The following is a 19,445-nucleotide window of genomic DNA, read 5'->3' on the forward strand; positions in this document are numbered from 1 at the left end:
CAATGTCTCTTTACCGCGCCATGTTTATGGCCTCTCCCCTTGACGACTGCTTTAGCGATACGGCGTTGTTACAGGGAATGCTGGATTTCGAAGCCGGGCTGGCACAGGCGCTGGCCACGGCAGGCGTGATCGATCACGCCGCCGCTCACTGTATTCAGGCCTGTTGCCAGGCGCAGGCGATCGATACGGCGGCGCTGACGCAGGCGGCGGGCCTGGCGGGCAACCTGGCGATTCCGCTGGTTAAACAGCTCACTGCCGTGGTTGCGGCGACGTCGCCCGAGGCCGCGCGCTATGTGCACTGGGGCGCAACCAGTCAGGATGCCATCGACAGCGGACTGATGCTGCAACTGCGCACTGCGCTTAACGACACGGCTTCGCTGCTGGATCGGCTGATTGCCGCCCTGACGATTCAGTGCGAGCGGCACAGCACGACGCTGATGGTCGGCCGGACCTGGCTGCAGCACGCGCTGCCGGTGACGTTAGGCCTGAAGCTGGCGGGCACGCTGGATGCGCTGGTGCGTTTTCGTGCGCGACTGACGGCCATGCGACCGCGGGTGCTGGCGCTGCAGTTTGGCGGGGCGGCGGGCACGCTGGCGTCCCTGGGGGAAAAGGGCGAACGCGTCGAGCAGGCGTTGTCTGATGTGCTGGCGCTGCCGCGAAGCGCTACGCCCTGGCATGCACAGCGCGACAGAATCACCGAGCTGGCGGGCTGGTATGCCGGTCTTACCGGTACGCTGGGCAAGCTGGCCCGGGACATGTCGCTTCTGATGCAGAGCGAAGTCGGCGAAGTCAGTGAACCCCTGGCGCCGGGGCGCGGGGGATCTTCTACCATGCCGCACAAACGGAATCCGGTGCTCAGCGCGGCGATTCTCAGCGCGGCCAACCGGGTGCCGGCCCTGATGTCAGGTCTGTATGCCGGTCAGGTTCAGGAGCACGAGCGTGCGCTGGGCGGCTGGCAGGCCGAGTGGCAGAGCCTGCCGCAGCTGATTATGCTCAGCGGCGCGGCGCTGGTACACAGCACAGAGCTGATCGACGGACTGGAAGTCCATGAAGAAGCCATGCAACGCAATCTCGGCCTGACACAGGGGCTCATCATGGCGGAAGCGGTCACGCTGGCGCTGGCAGACGCGCTGGGACGGCAGCAGGCCCATCATCATATTGAACAGTGCTGCCGTCGGGCGCTGGCGACGCAGCAGCGTTTGCTGACCGTCCTGTGCGCGGATGAAACCGTTGCCTCGCACCTGAGTCGGCCCGAACTGGAGAGGCTGCTCGATCCGGCGAACGCCACGGGCAGCGCGTCACGCTTTATTCACCAGGTTTTAGCGGCTGCGAGGGCCACATGATGCTGCATTACATACTTGAGGGGCCAGACGATGCCCCGGTGATTTTATTCAGTAACTCCTTAGGCACAACGTCCGAGATGTGGCAGCCGCAGCGTGATGCGCTGATAGGGACGTATCGCCTTTTGCGTTACGACGTTCCCGGCCACGGTGCTTCGGCACCGAACGGACAAACCCGCTCGCTGGAACAGCTGGGGATGGCGGTCCTGTCGCTGCTGGACCAACTGGGCATCGACAGGGTGCACTTCTGCGGCATTTCAATGGGCGGGCTGACCGGACTCTGGCTGGCGCGTTTTCATCCGCAACGCCTGATCACGCTCACGATCGCCAACAGCGCGGCAAAGATCGGCGAGTCGGCCGCCTGGCGAGAGCGGGCCGCGCAGGCTCGTCAGTACGGCATGGCCGCCATTGCAGAGGGCGCGGCGGCACGCTGGTTTACCCCGGCCTTCTGTGAACGTGCGCCTGCGACGGTAAACCATCTGGTATCCCAGCTCAGCGCCTGTGACGCCGACAGCTACGCTGACTGTTGTGAAGCCCTGGCGACAGCCGATTTGCGCCACGAACTGGCGGCGATTTCATTACCCGTGCTGGTGATTGCCGGGCGTGACGACAGGGTAACGACCCTGGCCGATGCTGACAGCATGGCTGAACAGATCCCGGGCGCGCAGCGTGTCGTGCTGCCCGCCTCGCACTTGTCCAGCGTCGAGGTCTGGCTGGCGTTTAACCGCGCGCTGCAGCCTTTTATTGACGCACAGCTGACCCAGCAGCAGCGCTACCAGCAGGGCATGACCGTGCGCCGGGCGGTGCTCGGCGACGCCCACGTTGAGCGGACGCTCGAAAACCTGTCGCCGCTGAATGACGAATTCCAGAACTTTATCAGCCGCTACGCCTGGGGCGAGATTTGGACCCGGCCTGGCCTGACTCGCCACACGCGCAGCCTGATCACCATCGGCATGCTGATTGCGCTCAACCGCGAAGCGGAGCTGAAGATGCACCTGCGGGCCGCGTTCAATAACGGCGTCAGCCGGGATGAAATCAAAGAGTTGCTGATGCACGCTGCGCTCTACTGCGGCCTGCCAGCATCCAACGCCGCGTTCCATCTGGCGCAGAGCGTTTTCGATGAGCAGGACAGCGCCCAGTAAACTGCGCTGTCAGACAGGCACGTCCAGCACCCGTTGCCGCAAGGCCGCCACCAGCTGCAGCTGCTCGGGTGGTGGCGCGTGCTGCTGGCGGGTCAGGATGCCGACCGCCTCAGCCATCCCCTGGCTGGGAAGCGGCAACGTGCGTAGCTGGTTGCTGGTCAGGTCGTCGCGCACCGCGCCGTAGGGCACCAGCCAGACGTAGCCGTGACTCAGCGTCAGACGGCGGGCCAGCGTGGTTGACAGGGTTTCCACTGCGCCATCCGGTAATCTCAGGCCATGGCTTGTCATCAGCGATTCGGCATTCTGGCGCGGCACCGTGCCGCGTGGAGACAGGATCAGCGGCCAGCTCAGGGCTTCAGCCAGCGTTACGCCAGCATGCAGCAGAGGATGATGTGGGGCCACAACCAGACGCAGGGTTTCCAGATACAGCAGCTCGAAGTTCAGGCCATCCATCAATACGGGTTCGGCCATGCGCCCAATCCCCAGCGCCATCTGCCCTGATTTTATCCCCATCAGCAACGCATCATTCGCCAGCGTGCTGACCTGAATGCGCCAGCCCGGATAGTGCTGCTGCAGGCCAGCTAGTACCGGCGCCACCACGCTGACAATGGCGGTAGGCAGTGCGCCGATGTGCATCGGTCCGGGCTGCGGCACACTGCCGGGACGCATCACCTGGTCCACAATATTCAGCGCATCAAGAATACGGATGGCATCGTGCAGGAATCGCGTGCCGCTGGCGGTGAGTTCCGTCCCCTGGCGGCTGCGCAGCAACAGCGGCTCACCGGCAAGGTATTCGAGTTCGTTGAGGGTCTTGGACAGGGCGGGCTGGGTAATCCCCAGATGGAGCGCGGCGCGCCCCAGCGTCCCCTGCTGTGCAGTGGCCACAAAAGCGTGAAGATGGCGCACGCGCACGCGCTGACTAAACCGGGAAACCCTATCCATGACTCATGTTATGAATTTGCCGCCGAAGCGGCAAGGACATTGTCGTGGGCAGATTAAGGTTCAGACATCAAAGAACACGGTTTCGTTTTCACCCTGCAGCCAGATATCGAACCGGTAGACCGTCTCGTCGCCGCGCTGTTCACGCCGCGCCAGCAAGGTGCGACGTCGCTTCTCCCATTCGATCACATTCAGCACCGGATCGGCGTCATTTGCCGCCTGTTCATCGGCGAAGTAGAGCCGGGTGTTCAGTCCGATGTTAATGCCGCGCGCCACAATCCACAGGTTAAGATGCGGCGCCATGGGGCGACCGTCGCGCCCGGTCACGCTACCGGGTTTGATCGTTTTGATACGCCAGATCCCGCTGTCGAAGTCGGAGCAGGTCCGTCCCCAGCCACGAAACGCCGGGTCCAGCGGCTTATCGTGCTGCCGATCGGCGGGATGGTTGTAACGCCCTTCGGCATTCGCCTGCCACACTTCAATCAGCACGTCGCGCACCGGCGTGCCGGAACCGTCGTAAACGCAGCCTTCTACCACAATGCGCTCGCCGCGCGTTTCCGGCTGGGTCAGCACCTCACTGAAGTTGTTTTCAAAAATGTCGAAGCCCGCCGCATGGGGCGCCAGACCAATGTGCACATAAGGTCCGGCGGTTTGTGACGCCGTTTCGGCAAGATAGCGTTTCATGATGCCGCCCCCTGAGTGCGGTTTTCGAACCAGGTTGCGCGGTGCCCGCGCAGGACCAGGTCAAAGCGGTAGGCCAGGCAGTCCAGTGGCACGGCAGAGTGGGTATCCAGCTCGGCAATCAGCGTGCGCACGGCCGCTTCGCTGCCGACTGACTGAACAATGGGACAGCGGCCGATCAGCGGATCGCCCTCGAAATACATCTGGGTAATCAGGCGCTGGGCAAAGGCTTCGCCAGAGAGTGAGAAATGAATATGCGCCGGACGCCAGTCACTCACCTGATTCCGCCACGGGTAGGGACCGGGCTTAATGGTGCGGAAGCAGTAGTAGCCGTTATCGTCGGTCAGCATGCGACCGCACCCGCCAAAATTTGGATCGATGGGCGCAAGATACTGATCTTTTTTGTGACGATAGCGCCCCCCGGCATTGGCCTGCCATACCTCAACCAGCGCGTTGCGCACCGGCTGACCAAATGCATCCCGCACGTAGCCATGCACAATAATCCGTTCGCCGATGGGTAAACCCTCTTTGGCGTAATTGAGGATAAGGTCACTGTCTCGTGGTCCGAGTTCCTGCTGGGTGAACACCGGTGCCGTGATTTCGGATAGCGAATTCTGCAAAGAAATCAGTGCATTGCGTGGCGAGCGCAGCAGACTTGTTTTATACAAAGGCGCAAGCGCCGGTGGGTGATCACGATAGTCACGATGCACCAGTTCGCGGGCGGGCCAGTCATTTTTCATCCAGGCATCCTTATTATTTTCGGTACAGAGCGGGAAGTGTAGGAAGCGCAACTTGTAAAAGAAAAGTGAAAAATCGTCGGCTTTGTCATAACCAAAAATCATGACCAGTTACACATTGACGAAATGTTCCAACTGGTTCATAACAATTGCCAATCTCCGTTAGCAGAATGCCTCGCTGCTGACCGGCTGCTTTAAGGTCACCCCGTGACCGCTTATCAGGAGGCAACAATGAAACGTTCTGTCGCAACGGTCTCGGTATCGGGCACGCTGCCGGAAAAACTGCGAGCAATTGCCGCCGCAGGCTTCGATGGCGTTGAAATTTTCGATAACGATCTGGTCTATTATCCCGGCTCACCCGTGGAAATCCGCCAGCTGTGTGAAGCGCTCGGGCTGGAAATCTTGCTGTTTCAACCTTTCCGCGACTTCGAAGGCGGCCCCCGTGACAGGCTGGCGCAAAACCTGGCGCGCGCGGCGCGCAAGTTTGAGGTCATGCAACAGCTGGGCTGTCAGCGGATGCTGGTCTGCAGCAATGTCTCACCGGACTGCAGTGACGACTTCGCCACACAGGTCAGCGATCTCACCGCTCTGGCAGAGCTGGCGGCTGAGCACGGTATTACTCTCGGTTATGAGGCGCTGGCCTGGGGACGACACGTCAGCCTGTGGCGCGACGCCTGGGCCCGCGTCAAGGCCGTCAACCATCCCGCGCTGGGGATCGTGCTCGACAGTTTTCATATTCTGTCGCGCGGCGACAGCCTGGACGGGCTGGAAGCGGTCCCGACGGAGAAAATTGTGTTCGTACAGCTGGCGGATGCACCGCTGCTAAAAATGGATGTGCTGTCGTGGAGTCGCCACTTCCGCTGTTTTCCCGGCCAGGGCGAATTCAATCTGACTCAGTTTATGACGCAACTGTCGGCGCATGGCTACCGGGATGCCTGGTCGCTGGAAATTTTCAACGATGGATTCCGCGCCTCACCGGTGGTGCCTACCGCGCAGGATGGTTATCGATCGCTGCTGTGGCTGGAGGAGCAAACCCGTGACTGGCTGGTTGGACAGCCGCTGCTGCCGAGCGCGCTGGCCTCCCTGGCCGGGGAAGGGCTGTTCCACTCTGCGCCCCAGCCGCCGCTGTTGTCGCTGGAGTTCATCGAGTTTGCCGTCAGCCACAATGACGCTTTGGCACTCGGACAGTGGCTGACGCAGCTTGGGCTGGTTCATGCGGGCGATCATCGCTCCAAGCAGGTGTCGCTGTATCGTAACGGCAAGGTGCATGTGATTCTGAATGCGCAGCCGGAGAGCCAGGCCAGCGGGTATTATCATCAGCACGGTATTTCGCTCTGTGCGGTGGCCTGGCGGGTTCGCGGGGTCGATAAGCTGATCGCGCGCGCGCAGGATTACGGTTACGCCATCTGGCAGGGGGAAACCGGCCCCAACGAACGCCAGATCCCGGCGTTATGTGCGCCTGACGGCAGCCTGATTTATCTGGTGGAAGATGAGCCTGCCGGTCAGGACGGCTACCACAGCGACTTCCACTTAACGCACCGCGCCGCGCCCCAGCCTGCGATGCAGACCATCGACCATCTGGCGATAGCCCTGCCGGATGATACGCGCGATAACTGGATTATGTTCCTGCGTAGCGTGCCGGGTTTTGTGCAGGATACCGAGTGGGAACTGCCCGATCCGCTGGGGTTGGTGCGTAGCCGCGTGCTGCGAAGCCCCAACGATGCGATTCGCCTGCCGCTAAACATGTCGGTCAGTCGGGAAACCCAGATAGCCCGCGCTTTAACGACCTATCAGGGCGCAGGGTTGCAGCACGTCGCCTTTGGCTGTGACGATCTGTTCAGTGCGGTAAAGGCCGCGCGCGAACGTGGGCTGAAAACCTTGCACATTCCCGATAACTATTATCAGGACCTGATGGCGCGTTTCGATCTCGACGCCGATTTTCTGGCGCAGCTGCAGCGTTACGATGTGCTGTACGATCGGGACGAACAGGGCGGGGAGCTGCTGCACGTCTATACGCTTCCCTATGAAAAGGGCCGCTTCTTCTTTGAGCTGCTGGAACGACGTGGCGGCTATCGTGGCTTTGGCGCGGCCAATGCTCCCGTGCGGCTGACCGCCATGCGGTAAGACGTTGATGGGCCAGTTTCGCTGGCCCGCTATCCTGCTCAGACCGCTTCTCTGCCTGTTCTCGCCCGCTCAAATCCGCCCGATCCCGCTCACAATCCTTTGCCGATAACGGAACCCATGCTGCCAGAAAAATTGTCTTTTTTAACAATCTATTAACGCAGATTTGGCGTTTAATTCGCGCATAATCGTGCGATAAACGCACAAAATTTCGATTATCGCCGTTTAACGCATTACAGCGCCTGCATATAGTAACCCCACATTACGTATTTCACCGGAGAGTCACCGTGGCGGAAAGCAAAGCAATTGATGTTCGGGCGTTAATCGACAGCCGCCCGCTGGGGATGTGGCAAAAAATGGTGGTGCTGTTTGGCTTCTGCATCATCGCTCTCGATGGGTTTGATATTGCCATCATGGGGTTCATTGCACCTGAACTGAAAGCGGACTGGGGCATCACCAATCGCGAACTGGGGCTGATCATCAGCGCTGCCCTGGTGGGGCTGGCGCTGGGCGCAATGCTCTCCGGCCCGCTGTCAGACAGGCTGGGTCGCAAAGTCGTGATTATTAACAGCGTGTTCTTTTTTGGCGCCTGGACGCTGATAACCGCCTTTTCGCAAAATATGGAACAGATGATCCTGTTCCGTTTTCTGACCGGTCTGGGATTAGGCGCGGCGATGCCCAACGTGGGCACGCTGGTGGCCGAGTTTGCTCCTGCCAGACGACGGGCATTCCTTATCACCGTGGTGTTTTGTGGCTTCACGTTTGGCGCAGCGCTGGGTGGCTTTGCCGCCTCCTGGCTGATGCCGCACTTCGGCTGGCATTCTGTCCTGATGCTGGGCGGGATCCTGCCAATGCTGTTCGTGCCGTTACTGCTCTGGGCGCTGCCGGAATCGGTGTGCTTTTTAGTGGTAAGGCGTGCCGCCAGCAAAAAAATTCACCGTATTCTGGCTAAGCTGGCACCGGATCTGGATCTGCAGCAGTGCAGCGTCGAGCTGCCGCCGGTCAGCAAGGCCAGGGCGCAGCCAGTAAAAGTCGTACTTAACGACCAGTACCGGTTTGGCAGCCTGATGCTGTGGGGCGCCTATTTTACCGCACTGTTTTTATTCTATACCCTGGGCAGTTGGCTCCCCATGCTGATCAAGGATAACGGTTTTGACGTGGTGCAGGCCGCCATTATCACGGCTCTGTTCCAGACGGGTGGAACCTGCGGTTCGCTGTTTTCGGGCTGGCTGATGGACAGGATTGAATCGCACCGGGCGCTGTCGATGATTTACGGCGCGGGCGCGCTGTTCACGGTGGGGATGGGATTTTCGCTGGCGCACCCGGTGGTGCTGGGCGGTTGCGCCATGATGATCGGCTTCTGCATCGGTGGCGCTAACACGGGAATGAATGCGCTTTCGGCCAGCTTTTATCCCACCGAGGCGCGTGCAACGGGCTCCAGCTGGATGCACGGCGTAGGGCGCATTGGGGCCATTCTCAGCGCGCTGGTGGGGGCAGAGATGCTGGCGCTGGGCTGGGGGTTCGCCACTATTTTCGCCGTGCTGGCCATCCCGGCCCTGTTAACGGTGGCGATGATAACGGCCAAGGGGCGCAGTCAGCAGCACCAGGCGGGCGAAAGAAGCACGCCTTCCCGCTGGGGGATAAGCCCTGGCGATATCCGCTAATCACCCGCCACTGGGCCAGGCTTTGTGGACGTGTCGCCTGCTCAGGGCTGACAGCCCGGGGATGCCGCCAGCGGGTTCTGCGGCGGCGTGATCAACGCAGGAGCGGCGTTGTAGCGCGGAGTGGTACAGGGCGGTAACGATTGCGCCTGCGGCGACCTGAGCAAGGCATCCGGTGAAAACAGAGAGCGCTCTGCCGGGCTGACATGGATGGCTGAGTCCGATTCGGGAGCCGCACGGAACGGCGGGCGCACGTTGCGCCTTCGCGTTTTATCCGACTGATGACCGTAGTGAAAACGCTTTAGTCTGCCCGGCGGTGCCGCATTGCGTGAGGCGTGGATAAAACGAATCAGGGCCACGCTGCGCAACTGGCGACTGAAACACTTCACGATGCCGGATGAGGGTTTATCTGACTCATAACAGCGCCTGAAAAAGTGCAGGGTGATCAGCGTGTTGGTCGCCGCATAACAGGCACCAGAGCAGGATGAGATCATGTTTGAACCCGGTAGCAGTAGCGACACAAATAACAGGCAGCGGGATAGCCACAGCAGCATCGTCCGGTCTGGCGTCGTGATGGGAAGCGGTGACGAGCCGTCTGCAGAACGGGCGGGCGCAGTAAGCGGCCCTGTGGCGTCAGCGCGATGGCCGTCAGGACCAGGCAATATCGAAGCGTGCGCTGCGCGTGATGCGTGATCTTGCGCGCGTGCACGGTTAAAGCCTATACGGCGATCCCGTAATAAGCGCTGCTGTCGTTTCCGACGTAAAAGTGACGTTAGGCTGGTTATGATTGTGTTGCTCATAGGCTGTTTATCGTTATGTTTGCGCACCCACCGTTCGCAGAGGCTAACCGCTGCGCCCGAAAGCGATTTTTCACATACTCGCTTCTCTGACAATCAAAATGCCGATTTATGCCGACTCTCGTGTAATTAATTGGCCCGATAATAAAATACGCTGCCTTGGGCGCTCAGGGTCTTGTAGCTGACGCAGGATAAGCTCAGCCGCCTGGCGGCCGGTTTCTTCACTGGCGGAGGAAACATAGGTAAAAGAGGGCGAGGTGAGGTTCACGTGCAGCATGTCCTCAAAGCCCATCAGAGCGACCTGTTGGGTCAGAAACACGTCTTTACCCACGGTGCGACCGGTGTGATGAATACCGGACATCGCCCCGATTATCGCATCCGGAGAGTGACAGAGCAGCGCGGTAATGGTGTTGTTTTGCTCCAGTAACTGACGCGTGGCAAAGGCGGCTGAGTGGGTATCGTCACGGCAGGATGGCGTAAATCCTTCCCTTACGGCCAGCCCGTGTTGAGTCAGGGCGCTGCGAAACCCCAGTAAGCGCTGCTGACGGATCAGGTCGCCTTCAATTCCCCCAATATAGGCAATATTGCGGTGACCGCGTTCAATCAGATAGCGGGTCGCCAGGTGGGCGGCCTGGTGGTTGTCACGCATGACCAGATTACACTTCTCCGCCAGCAGCGACTGGGACACCACCACCAGGGGTAAAGGGCAGTGGAGAAGCTGCGACGGCAGGCTGGCATTTCGCCTGTCTGACGCCAGACAGACAACGCCAGCGACGCCCTGCTGCTTAAAGGAGAGCAGGCAGCGCGTCAGCGATTCGCCGTCGTCAGTGGGCTGCCCCAAAAACACCATATAGCCCTGCTTTTCCAACTGCTGCACAAGGCTTGCCATGACCTTCACGGAGAAACTGTCGCTGAAATCACGCAGAATCAGACCGATAAGGTTAGAGGTGCTGGCGCGCAGGTTGGCGGCTGCCACATTCTGAACGTAGTCGAGCGCATCAATGGCGGCGTGAACTTTCCTGATGGTGGCATCGGATATTTTTCCTTTTTGACGCAGCACCAGCGAGACGGTCGAAACCGACACGCCGGCGTGTTTAGCCACATCAGTAATGCTGACTCTCTTCAAACCTGCTCCCTGAAATTCACCTGCTCAGCCTGCTATCGCCTTGCCCGCCATCGTCAGAAAGCCAGGCCTGCATCAGCCTGTCATCCCGGACAGCGTCTGGGCAATAAATTGCGCTCTGGCGCCAAAAATAATTTGTATACCGTTATCGCCGACAAAAACCACGCCGCGTGCGCCAAGATTATTCAGCCCTTCACGGTCAACGTCATGGCTGTTGACGACTTCAAGCCGTAAGCGCGTGATACAGGCGCCCACCGAGCGGATGTTTTTCTCACCTCCCAGCAGGACGATGATTTCGCTAGCCAGCTCTGCATCGGTTTTATCATCGGTCGTCGCCGTGACGTCCGTTCGTCCCGGTGTTTTTACATTAAACCGACGAATAACGAAGCGGAAGGTGAAATAGTAAATCAATGCCATCGGTACGCCCACGATAACCGCGCTGAGATAGTGAGTCTGGTATCCGTTGAGCGAGGGCACAATGCCAAAGCTAATGTAGTCAATCAATCCGGCGGAAAAAGATTTAGCGATATGGGCATGCAGTAAATACATGGTCATATAGGCCAGGCCCGCCATGATGGCATTAAAGACATAAAGCAGGGGTGCGACAAAGATAAAGGTAAACTCCACTGGCTCGGTGATGCCGGTCAAAAAGCAGGTCAACGCCGCTGAAAACAGGATACCGAACGCGATCTTTTTATTCCTGGTATGGGCTTCGTGGTACATCGCCAGACAGGCGGCAGGCAGGGCGAAAAGCATAAGCGGATACTCACCTTGCATAAACTTGCCCGCATTTTGGTAGCCGTTGCTGCTAAAGGATTTCACGCCTTCCTCCAGCATTTTGAACCAGATGGTTTGATCGCCATGAATCACCTGGCCGGTTTTGGTGACGTAATCACCGAAGGAGTACCAGAACGAGGGATACCAGATGTGGTGCAAGCCAAGCGGGATCAGGGCGCGCTCCACCAGCCCAAAAATAAAGGTGGAGGCCGCCTGATTATCGCCGTTGACGATCACCGAAAGTGCATCGATGCCCGCCTGAATATGTTGCCAGACATAGGGCATCAGCAGGCCGAGCAGAAAGGATAAAAATGCCGTCGCAATGGCAACAAAACGCTTACCCGAGAAGAAACCCAGGAACTCAGGGAGCTGCAGGGTATGGAAGCGGTTGTAGCACCAGGCAGCGAGAATGCCGCAGATAAGGCCGCCGAATACGCCCATCTGTAGCGTCGGAATGCCGACGACCATGGCATATTTTCCTCCCTGGGCCGCCATTTCCGGAGTGATATGCAGCATGGTGCCAATGGTGATGTTGGTGACAAAGACGGAAACCGCGGCGGAAAGTGCGGCTATCCCGGATTCGGCGGCCAGTCCCACAGCTGAGCCAATCGCAAACAGCATCGGCAGGTTATCAAAAATCACCCCACCAGCGTTCATCATCAGCGGTAACTCGAACTTATTACCAAATGCCAGGAGTAAGCCAGCGGCAGGCAGCAACGAAATAGGCAGCATGAGCGCCCGACCAATCATTGATAACTTCGATAACGATTTAACCAACCCTGATAGCAGTGTCATACCGAGTTTTCCCGATGTTGCGCCCCTATTGGCGTTTTTATTGTAAGTAGAACGTTTTAGTAGAACGTTCTACTTATCCTGCTGTAGGCGGTTTTTAGCTGCAACATAATTTTCACATTCATCGAAACGAAAAAGTTATTTTATGAGAGCGATCGCTAATTAACCGTTTTGGGGCGGGATGCCGCCAACAGGGGCGAAACGATCAACGCCAGTCATCCCGTCAGGATTGGACTAGAGAAACGGCAGGGCAGGCGCGGCTTATTCAGGTGCTGGCTCACCGTCATTAGTGGCTGCAAGATTGTAAATACTAATGAGAACCACTATCAATTCGATTGTTTTTTGCTATCATCGGCACTTCATTCCGCACCCATGTAGTAGATGAAGTTGGAGAAGCAGCGTGGTAGCCAGTGACTTAATGCAAGCAGACCTTTCCGTATGGGGCATGTACCAGCATGCCGATATCGTGGTAAAGGTGGTCATGATTGGTCTGTTATTGGCCTCGGTCGTGACCTGGGCAATTTTCTTCGGTAAATATGCTGAGCTGAGCGCGGCCAAACGTCGCCTCAAGCGCGAGCAGCTGGCGTTAGGTGAAGCCCGCAACCTGAATGATGCCGCGCGCGCTGCCCAGCAGTTCAAAACCGCCAGCCACAGCGCGGTACTCCTTAACGATGCGCAAAATGAGCTGGAACTTTCTGCTGGCGTTGAAGATACCGCCGGGATCAAAGAGCGTACCGCTTTCCGTCTTGAACGTCGGGTGGCTGCCTTCTGCCGTCACGCGGGCCGCGGTAACGGTTTCCTGGCCACGATTGGTTCGGTCGCGCCGTTTGTCGGCCTGTTCGGCACCGTCTGGGGCATCATGAACAGCTTCATTGGTATCGCCAAAACGCAAACCACGAATCTTGCCGTGGTTGCCCCCGGCATTGCCGAAGCCTTGCTGGCTACCGCTATTGGCCTGGTTGCCGCCATTCCTGCCGTGGTGATCTACAACGTGTTTGCCCGCATGATCGCCAACTACAAAGCCTCGCTGGGCGATGTGGCCGCGCAAATCATGCTGCTGCAAAGCCGCGATATCGACCTGGGAAACCTGGCCCAGCCTGACGTTAACCGCCCGGCAGCCGCACAAAAACTGCGTCTGGGGTAAGCGTTATGGCGATGCGATTAAACGACCAGGCCGAAACAGATGGCGAAATGCACGAAATCAACGTCACGCCGTTTATCGACGTGATGCTGGTGTTGCTGATCATCTTTATGGTTGCAGCGCCGCTGGCGACCGTTGATGTCCGTGTTAACCTTCCGGCTTCCACCAGTGCGCCCCAACCGCGTCCGGAAAAACCGGTTTACCTTTCGATCAAAGCCGACAAGCAGTTGTACGTGGGTAACGAGGTGGTGAATAAAGCGTCGTTGATCAACGTGCTGACCCAGCAGACGGAAGGCAACAAGGACACCACGATCTTCTTCCAGGCGGACAAGTCTGTCGATTATGAAACCCTGATGAGCGTGATGGACGAACTGCGCACGGCCGGGTATTTAAAAATCGGCTTGATGGGAATGGAAACGGTCAAGAAATAGCGATTGGAGCCGGTCGGGCTTTCCCGCTTAACGCTCAACGCATTCAGCCAACATTCGGGGCCTTCAGGCGTGGTAAACGCGCCTCGTCAATACGCTATCACGGCTAAAAAGCGCGCATTCCGCCGCGCTTTTTTTATGTCTGTTTTCACAGAATCTTCTTCTGCTCATTCCGCCTGATAACAGGCAAAGATGCTGCTGTAACTCTCCTGTTAATTTCTTGTTACGGAAACTTATAGACTTGTAAACTGCAATGGTGATCGGTGTCACATTAATCTGGCTTGTCGCAGGCTAAAACGGATAAAAAACCAAGGAAGCCGTGATGAACCCGAGTGAAACTTTACAAAAGCCGCCAGCCAGCGCGGCCAGAACCATTTTCAACGTTACCAGTGGTAACTTCCTTGAGATGTACGATTTCATGGTGTTTGGCTACTACGCCACGGCCATCGCCAAAACCTTCTTTCCCGGTGACGATCCGTTCTCTTCCCTGATGCTGACGTTGATGACCTTCGGTGCGGGCTTCCTGATGCGTCCGCTGGGGGCCATTATTCTGGGGGCTTACATCGACCACCATGGTCGTCGCAAAGGGCTGCTGTTAACGCTTGGCCTGATGGCGCTGGGCACGCTCACGATTGCACTGGTACCGGGTTATGCCACGCTGGGCGCGGCGGCACCGGTTCTGATTCTGCTGGGGCGTTTGCTGCAGGGCTTTTCAGCCGGTGTGGAACTGGGTGGCGTGTCGGTCTATCTGGCCGAAGTCGCACCGAAAGGCCGCAAAGGCTTCTTTGTCAGCTGGCAATCCGGAAGTCAGCAGATTGCGGTGATATTCGCTGCGCTGCTGGGACTGGGCCTGAACCATCTGCTTTCTCATGATGACGTCACCGAGTGGGGCTGGCGCATTCCCTTCGTGGTGGGCTGCCTGATCGTGCCCTTCCTGTTTTATATCCGCCGTATGCTGGAAGAAACCGAAGCCTTCAGTCAGCGTAAACACCACCCGGCCATGACCGAAATTATGCGTTCGGTGGCCAGCAACTGGGCGCTGGTGCTGGCAGGTATGCTGATGGTCGTCACTACCACCGTGATGTTCTATATGATTACCGCCTTTACGCCCACCTTCGGCAAAACGGTGTTGATGATGAGCGACACCCAGGCGTTTATGGTGACGCTGTTTGTCGGGATTTCGAACCTGTTCTGGCTACCGGTGATGGGCGCGCTCTCCGATCGCATAGGTCGTCGCCCGCTGCTGCTGACGTTTACCTTGCTGATGATTGCCACCGCCTGGCCGGTGCTGCACTGGATGGTGGGCTCGCCCAGCTTCGCGCATCTGGTCGAGGCGGAATTATGGCTCTCCTTTCTCTACGCAAGCTATAACGGCGCCATGGTGGTTTATCTGGCGGAAATTATGCCAGCGGAAGTGCGCGCCGCGGGCTTCTCTATGGCCTACAGCCTGGCAACGGCGCTGTTTGGCGGCTTTACGCCAGCAGTATCCAGCTATCTGATTCACGCCACAGGTGACAAGGCGATGCCGGGCGTGTGGCTGACCTTTGCGGCCGTCTGTGGCCTGTTTGGTACGCTGCTCATTGGTCGCATGGTTAAGCAGTATCGCGCTCGTCACGGCAGCACGCCGGTCAGCACATCCCTTTAAAACGCAATATCCACCACCACGCTGTCGCTGTAGTTTCCCGCAGGCGGCGTGTTTTGCGTGGTGAGGACGCGCGCAGTGTAGTTATAGCTGCGCGTCAGTCCATCGGTGCTGACGGTATTGGCCGCCGCACTGCCCACCCGTTCTGTGCCACTCGGCCCCCAGCGATCGCTACTGGTTCCTTTGTAGATTTCGTAACTCAAACGGTTGGTTCCGCTCGCCATATTCCGCACGCTGCCTGATGCGTTGTTGCCATTGCTTAAGCCCACGGTATAGGTACTGCCTTTACTGCATAACACACTGATGGTTTGCGAAATTGCCCCAAAGCTGGCGACCAGCGGCGCGCTGCCAAAGCTAATGTTGGGGGCGGTAATCGCTGTACAGTCATTGCTCAGAACGACGGTCACGGTAATGGGGATCACGCCGCTGCCGGTCTGCGGGGTCAGACAAGCGCCCAGGGCGGAAACAGAGGTGCAGATGTTATAGGTGACGGTCATGTTCAGGGTGAGCGTATAGCTGCCCGCCGCCACGGTTTGCCCGGCGACGGTGCGTAAATACACCGGAATCGCGAAGTTCAGGCTGCCGAGTAATCCCGCCAGGTTGATCAATGTGGCCGAGTTATACACAAAAGCCGATCCGCCAATGGTCAGCTCATTGGCGCAGGCGCTGTCGGTACACAGCCGCACCGGAATATTGTCGCTACCGGTATCGCCGCTTCGCTTGAGCGTGCCGCGCGTGCCGTTGGTGTTGCTGGCGCTGGTCAGCTGAAACGTAATCTGATTATTACTCAGCAGAGTCAGGGCCGTGCCTGATCCGCAGTTAACGTTAGCGTTGGTGGAGGTCGTGCTGACGCTGGTATTGGCAACAAACGTGGTTTGTGTGCCAAAGCTGGCGCTGGACGCGGGAAGGGTACAGGCGGCATAGCCCAGCGAGGGTAGCAGCAGCAGGCAAAGCAGCATCAGGTTTTTCATGGTGTTATTCCGGCTGTCGCGTTTTCGGGGTTGGGTACCGGTGCGCCGTCGGGCAGCGGCGGCAGGGGACAGGTCAGCGGACCGTAGGTTTTCAATGCCTGCGGCTGGCCACCCGCCAGAGTCAGTTCGGTTTTACAGGTTCGGCCGTCAGGCGCGATGACCTTAATTGGGTTGTGTTCGCTGAGATCGTCCAGCCAGGCGATACCGTCCCAGCCAACGTAGCCCGTTGCCTGGCCGGGACGGATCACCTGGCTGGATACCGGCAACGGCTGGTTATGGCTGTCATACAGAATCACGCTGGCGGCGCGTAAACGCTCAACCGGAAAATTCAGCAAAAATCCACTCTGGCGCTTCACGGCAAAACGCTGCTCGACTTTGGGCGTGGTCATGTCGGCGGGCAGGTCGAGCGTATCGATATCGTATTTGGCCGCGTAATAGCTGCTGATGGAGGGCACCAGCAGATAGCCCTTGCTGTCGGTACGTCCCATCGACTGGTTTTCATAGCGGACATTGACGTCCGGGTAGTTGGTTTTCACCACCACAAAGGCATCATTGATCGTGTTTGCGGCAAAGACCTGGTTATCCATTAACACCAGCGCGCCAGATAAATCTGCCCACTGCGTAGTGTTGTCATCATCCCCGTAGAATCCGCCAGACGTATCGATTTTATTGTTACGGTAGCGCAGGCTGCCCTGCCGGTAATCACCGCTATTCCCGCCCTGGTTCGCCCAGGAGGCGTCCCAGGCAAAACCGCCGTCGCTGGGCATGGCGCGGGACAGATAAGCCCGTTGATTGTGTCGACCTTGCTGATCGCGCTCAACGCTCAGTGAGGCATTGCTGTTTTCACCAAACGGAATCACCAGCGAGACGGCGCCGCTCCATTCGCCCTGTTGCCTGTCACGGCTGGCGGAAACGTACAGGCTGGCATTGCCCCACAGGTTTTTACTCCAGGAGAGGTTCCACAGGCTGGTGCGTTGGTTATCGCCGCCGGAAATATCAATATAGGCTGCACCCAGGCTGCCATAACGGTTGAGCGATATGCTGGCGCTGTACTGCGCCGTTCGCCGCGCCAGGCTGTAACGGTAATCCGAACCGCCGTTGCGCTGGTTGCTCAGCAGGGCCAGATTACCAAAGCCGGCATTGCGCACCTGGTGCTGCGTACCCAGGCTAAAGCGACTGTTGTTGTACTGATAGCCCCAGCTGTACTGCGCGCCAGACTGCCCGTCCATTTGACTCTGCGCGGCTGCGCCGTTGATCACGCCCAAACTGCCCACTTTAAACTGCGCGCCTGCTCCGCCCATGCCCAGGTGGTTACTGCCCTCCCCATGGGTTTCCAGGGTAAGCCAGTCTGTCATGCCATAGCGCCATGAGCCGCTCATCGCCGCCGCACCGTAATCCGCGTTTTTAATGCCGTAGTTTTGTCGCATCGCACCGGCGGAAAAGGCGTAATCGGACAGGCCAGGCTTAAGCAGATTACTGGAAACATAAAACGGCAGCGTGGTGACCACCTGACGCCCGACGGCATCCGTGGTGGTAATCACCGCGTTGCCCGCGCCGTTTACAAAGGGCACGTTCGTGAGCGACCAGGGACCGGGCTGAACGTTGGCCTGAGTGGAGCGGTAGCCGTTAACAAACAGATCGACCGTTGAGGGCACCGCCGCCTGACCGGAAAACGCGGGCAGGGGATAGGTCACCAGATCCGGACGTACGCTGAAGTCCCGCGCAACCTGAATGCCGCCAAGCCGGACGCTGCTGGTCCATGCCAGCGCATCGGTCGTGAGGTCGCCGACCCGCCAGCTCAGGATGGCGTTTTCGTTTTCATTGCTCCACCAGGTGTCGTAGCGGATATAGCCATCATCCTGGTAGCGATTTTGTCCTTCCAGCTGCTGTTGCCAGACGCCGTTGCTGGAGATGTGTCCGGCATCACCAAACAGGCGCAGTTCGTTCCAGGCCGCCAGACGTGTACCCGCAACGTCGGTGCGCGTGGCGTAGAGATCGTAATTTATCAGCGCCCCAGGGCTGACGCGTCCGGGAAAGCGCGGTCCGGTGTTGCTCTCACCAATCGTCTGTTCGGGCAGCCAGCCGGGCGGTACCTTCAGCAGCAGGCGCTGGCGACGATCGTCATAGTCCACTTTCACCTCTGCGAGCTGATTAACATCAACCTGTTGTTGTCCCTGATACTTTTCCGGCGGGATCCCCGCACGCTGCAGATCGCCTGCCCGCACCAGAAAGTGACCGTTTTGTTGCTCTACCGGCACGATATCGCCCCGTGCCTGCTGATTCACCACCAGCTCTAACATGTAGCGCTGACCGGCGGCGCTGTTGTCCACGGCGGGCGGCGGCGGGAGCGACGTAAAGGTTTCAGCCCAGACAGAACCGGGTGTCAGGCAGCACAGCCCCGCGATAGCCAGCGCAACGGGATGCGGCGAAAACGACATCATTACACTTTACTGAGCCGCAGCGCTGCGCCACTGCCCGTGGTTGGTTTCTGCGCGCAGTTCACCGCTGACCGCGGCTCTCAGAGGAAAACGCTGGGTGCTGTTAGCCAGCACATAACCGTAAAGTCCGTTTCCGAGTCGCTGACCGCCCACGGTGACATTACTGAGACGTGCGTGGCCGTTACCGCGATTAGTCAGCTCCAGATAACGCTGACCGCCAGTGTTGACCTGGCGCCAGCTCAGTACAGACCTGGCGTCATCGCGAACCAGTCCGTTGCCGTAGACAAACAGGGGAACCGAATAGCGCATCTGAAAATTCAGTCCGGCCTGATTATCGCCGACCGACCGTGGGGTGGGGATCTCATCCAGCACGACGCGGTAGGCCATCTCTTTACCTGCCACGGGCGGGACTTGTTTAATCAGGCGAACGAGCTGCTTTTGCCCGGGTTCGATGCGTATCAGCGGCGGGCTGGCGACAACCTGCTGCTGGGTCTGATACTGCTCCTGATTGTGCGTCTGCTGCCAGGCGAAGATGCGCACCTGCATCAGGGTGGTGCTGCTGCCACGGTTTTCCAGCCACAGCTCGCTGGCTTTTTCCTCCGGGTTAATCGCCGGATCGATAGGCCAAATCATGACGGAGTTAGCGCCCTGAGCCTGAGGCAACAGCAGGAATGTGAACAGAAAAAACAGGGCGCGCAGGGATGGCATGGTAAAG

At 58.6% G+C, this 19,445-nt stretch carries 16 protein-coding genes and 1 pseudogene; 8 read left to right on the forward strand and 9 right to left on the reverse strand.

Annotated elements, in window-relative coordinates; all coding sequences use genetic code 11:
• Window positions 1–2: 2 nt before the first annotated feature.
• The 3 genes and pseudogenes from ACPXSQ_RS12800 to pcaC all read left to right on the forward strand — a co-directional run bounded on the left by ACPXSQ_RS12800 (window position 3) and on the right by pcaC (window position 2,482).
• Window positions 3–1,343, forward strand: a complete 1,341-nt coding sequence (locus ACPXSQ_RS12800) for a 3-carboxy-cis,cis-muconate cycloisomerase (protein WP_072138313.1) — start codon at window positions 3–5, stop codon at window positions 1,341–1,343.
• Window positions 1,340–2,095: pseudogene (pcaD, locus tag ACPXSQ_RS12805) on the forward strand (3-oxoadipate enol-lactonase); the annotation flags it as partial. The gene ACPXSQ_RS12800 and the pseudogene pcaD, both read left to right, overlap by 4 nt.
• On the forward strand, window positions 2,096–2,482 hold the full coding sequence (gene pcaC, locus ACPXSQ_RS12810) for a 4-carboxymuconolactone decarboxylase (protein ID WP_210497953.1): 387 nt from the start codon (window positions 2,096–2,098) through the stop codon (window positions 2,480–2,482).
• A gap of 9 nt (window positions 2,483–2,491) precedes the next feature.
• Here pcaC and ACPXSQ_RS12815 read toward each other — a convergent pair whose 3' ends face one another.
• Genes ACPXSQ_RS12815 through pcaH form a run of 3 tightly spaced genes read right to left on the reverse strand, consistent with a single transcriptional unit; the run spans window position 2,492 to window position 4,842 of the window.
• Window positions 2,492–3,424, reverse strand: coding sequence for a LysR substrate-binding domain-containing protein (locus tag ACPXSQ_RS12815; protein ID WP_028715803.1), 933 nt, complete (start codon window positions 3,422–3,424; stop codon window positions 2,492–2,494).
• Window positions 3,425–3,484: 60 nt separating this feature from the next.
• The gene (pcaG, locus tag ACPXSQ_RS12820; RefSeq protein ID WP_013027214.1) at window positions 3,485–4,105 is read right to left on the reverse strand and encodes a protocatechuate 3,4-dioxygenase subunit alpha; all 621 of its coding nucleotides are present in this window, start codon (window positions 4,103–4,105) and stop codon (window positions 3,485–3,487) included.
• Entirely contained in the window at window positions 4,102–4,842 is a 741-nt protein-coding gene (pcaH, locus tag ACPXSQ_RS12825) for a protocatechuate 3,4-dioxygenase subunit beta (RefSeq protein ID WP_024471045.1), read from the reverse strand. The genes pcaG and pcaH overlap by 4 nt, the downstream gene beginning before the upstream one ends.
• Before the next feature lie 228 nt (window positions 4,843–5,070).
• Here pcaH and ACPXSQ_RS12830 point away from each other — a divergent pair, with 228 nt between their 5' ends.
• Both ACPXSQ_RS12830 and ACPXSQ_RS12835 read left to right on the forward strand, forming a co-directional pair.
• The gene (locus ACPXSQ_RS12830; RefSeq protein WP_072139051.1) at window positions 5,071–6,963 is read left to right on the forward strand and encodes a bifunctional sugar phosphate isomerase/epimerase/4-hydroxyphenylpyruvate dioxygenase family protein; all 1,893 of its coding nucleotides are present in this window, start codon (window positions 5,071–5,073) and stop codon (window positions 6,961–6,963) included.
• 284 nt (window positions 6,964–7,247) lie between these two features.
• On the forward strand, window positions 7,248–8,624 hold the full coding sequence (locus ACPXSQ_RS12835; RefSeq protein ID WP_210501726.1) for an MFS transporter: 1,377 nt from the start codon (window positions 7,248–7,250) through the stop codon (window positions 8,622–8,624).
• A gap of 41 nt (window positions 8,625–8,665) precedes the next feature.
• On the opposite strand, the gene ACPXSQ_RS12840 is transcribed toward ACPXSQ_RS12835, so the two are convergent.
• The 3 genes from ACPXSQ_RS12840 to ACPXSQ_RS12850 form a co-directional block, all read right to left on the reverse strand.
• Complete coding sequence (locus tag ACPXSQ_RS12840; RefSeq protein ID WP_426143967.1) at window positions 8,666–9,283, reverse strand: hypothetical protein; 618 nt, start codon at window positions 9,281–9,283, stop codon at window positions 8,666–8,668.
• 244 nt (window positions 9,284–9,527) lie between these two features.
• Complete coding sequence (gene malI, locus ACPXSQ_RS12845) at window positions 9,528–10,544, reverse strand: Mal regulon transcriptional regulator MalI (protein ID WP_013027209.1); 1,017 nt, start codon at window positions 10,542–10,544, stop codon at window positions 9,528–9,530.
• Between the two features lie 72 nt (window positions 10,545–10,616).
• On the reverse strand, window positions 10,617–12,113 hold the full coding sequence (locus ACPXSQ_RS12850) for a PTS transporter subunit EIIC (RefSeq protein ID WP_013027208.1): 1,497 nt from the start codon (window positions 12,111–12,113) through the stop codon (window positions 10,617–10,619).
• A 415-nt stretch (window positions 12,114–12,528) separates the two neighbouring features.
• Here ACPXSQ_RS12850 and exbB point away from each other — a divergent pair, with 415 nt between their 5' ends.
• The 3 genes from exbB (at window position 12,529) to ACPXSQ_RS12865 (ending at window position 15,324) form a co-directional block, all read left to right on the forward strand.
• On the forward strand, window positions 12,529–13,254 hold the full coding sequence (gene exbB / locus ACPXSQ_RS12855) for a tol-pal system-associated acyl-CoA thioesterase (RefSeq protein WP_014594615.1): 726 nt from the start codon (window positions 12,529–12,531) through the stop codon (window positions 13,252–13,254).
• A 5-nt stretch (window positions 13,255–13,259) separates the two neighbouring features.
• Window positions 13,260–13,682, forward strand: coding sequence for a TonB system transport protein ExbD (exbD, locus tag ACPXSQ_RS12860; RefSeq protein WP_013027206.1), 423 nt, complete (start codon window positions 13,260–13,262; stop codon window positions 13,680–13,682).
• 319 nt (window positions 13,683–14,001) lie between these two features.
• Window positions 14,002–15,324, forward strand: a complete 1,323-nt coding sequence (locus tag ACPXSQ_RS12865; protein ID WP_019104833.1) for an MFS transporter — start codon at window positions 14,002–14,004, stop codon at window positions 15,322–15,324.
• Here ACPXSQ_RS12865 and ACPXSQ_RS12870 read toward each other — a convergent pair.
• From ACPXSQ_RS12870 to ACPXSQ_RS12880, 3 genes are read right to left on the reverse strand one after another with little or no spacing between them, the layout of a single operon-like run.
• Window positions 15,321–16,292 (reverse strand): Csu type fimbrial protein, encoded by a 972-nt coding sequence (locus ACPXSQ_RS12870; RefSeq protein WP_014605046.1) that lies wholly within the window; start codon window positions 16,290–16,292, stop codon window positions 15,321–15,323. The genes ACPXSQ_RS12865 and ACPXSQ_RS12870 overlap by 4 nt on opposite strands.
• Window positions 16,289–18,733 (reverse strand): fimbria/pilus outer membrane usher protein, encoded by a 2,445-nt coding sequence (locus ACPXSQ_RS12875; protein ID WP_426143971.1) that lies wholly within the window; start codon window positions 18,731–18,733, stop codon window positions 16,289–16,291. The genes ACPXSQ_RS12870 and ACPXSQ_RS12875 overlap by 4 nt, the downstream gene beginning before the upstream one ends.
• Window positions 18,734–18,739: 6 nt before the next feature.
• Complete coding sequence (locus ACPXSQ_RS12880) at window positions 18,740–19,438, reverse strand: fimbrial biogenesis chaperone (protein WP_014594611.1); 699 nt, start codon at window positions 19,436–19,438, stop codon at window positions 18,740–18,742.
• Window positions 19,439–19,445: the final 7 nt, after the last annotated feature.

Source organism: Pantoea sp. EEL5, assembly GCF_049892805.1.
Classification (GTDB): Bacteria; Pseudomonadota; Gammaproteobacteria; order Enterobacterales; family Enterobacteriaceae; genus Pantoea; species Pantoea ananatis.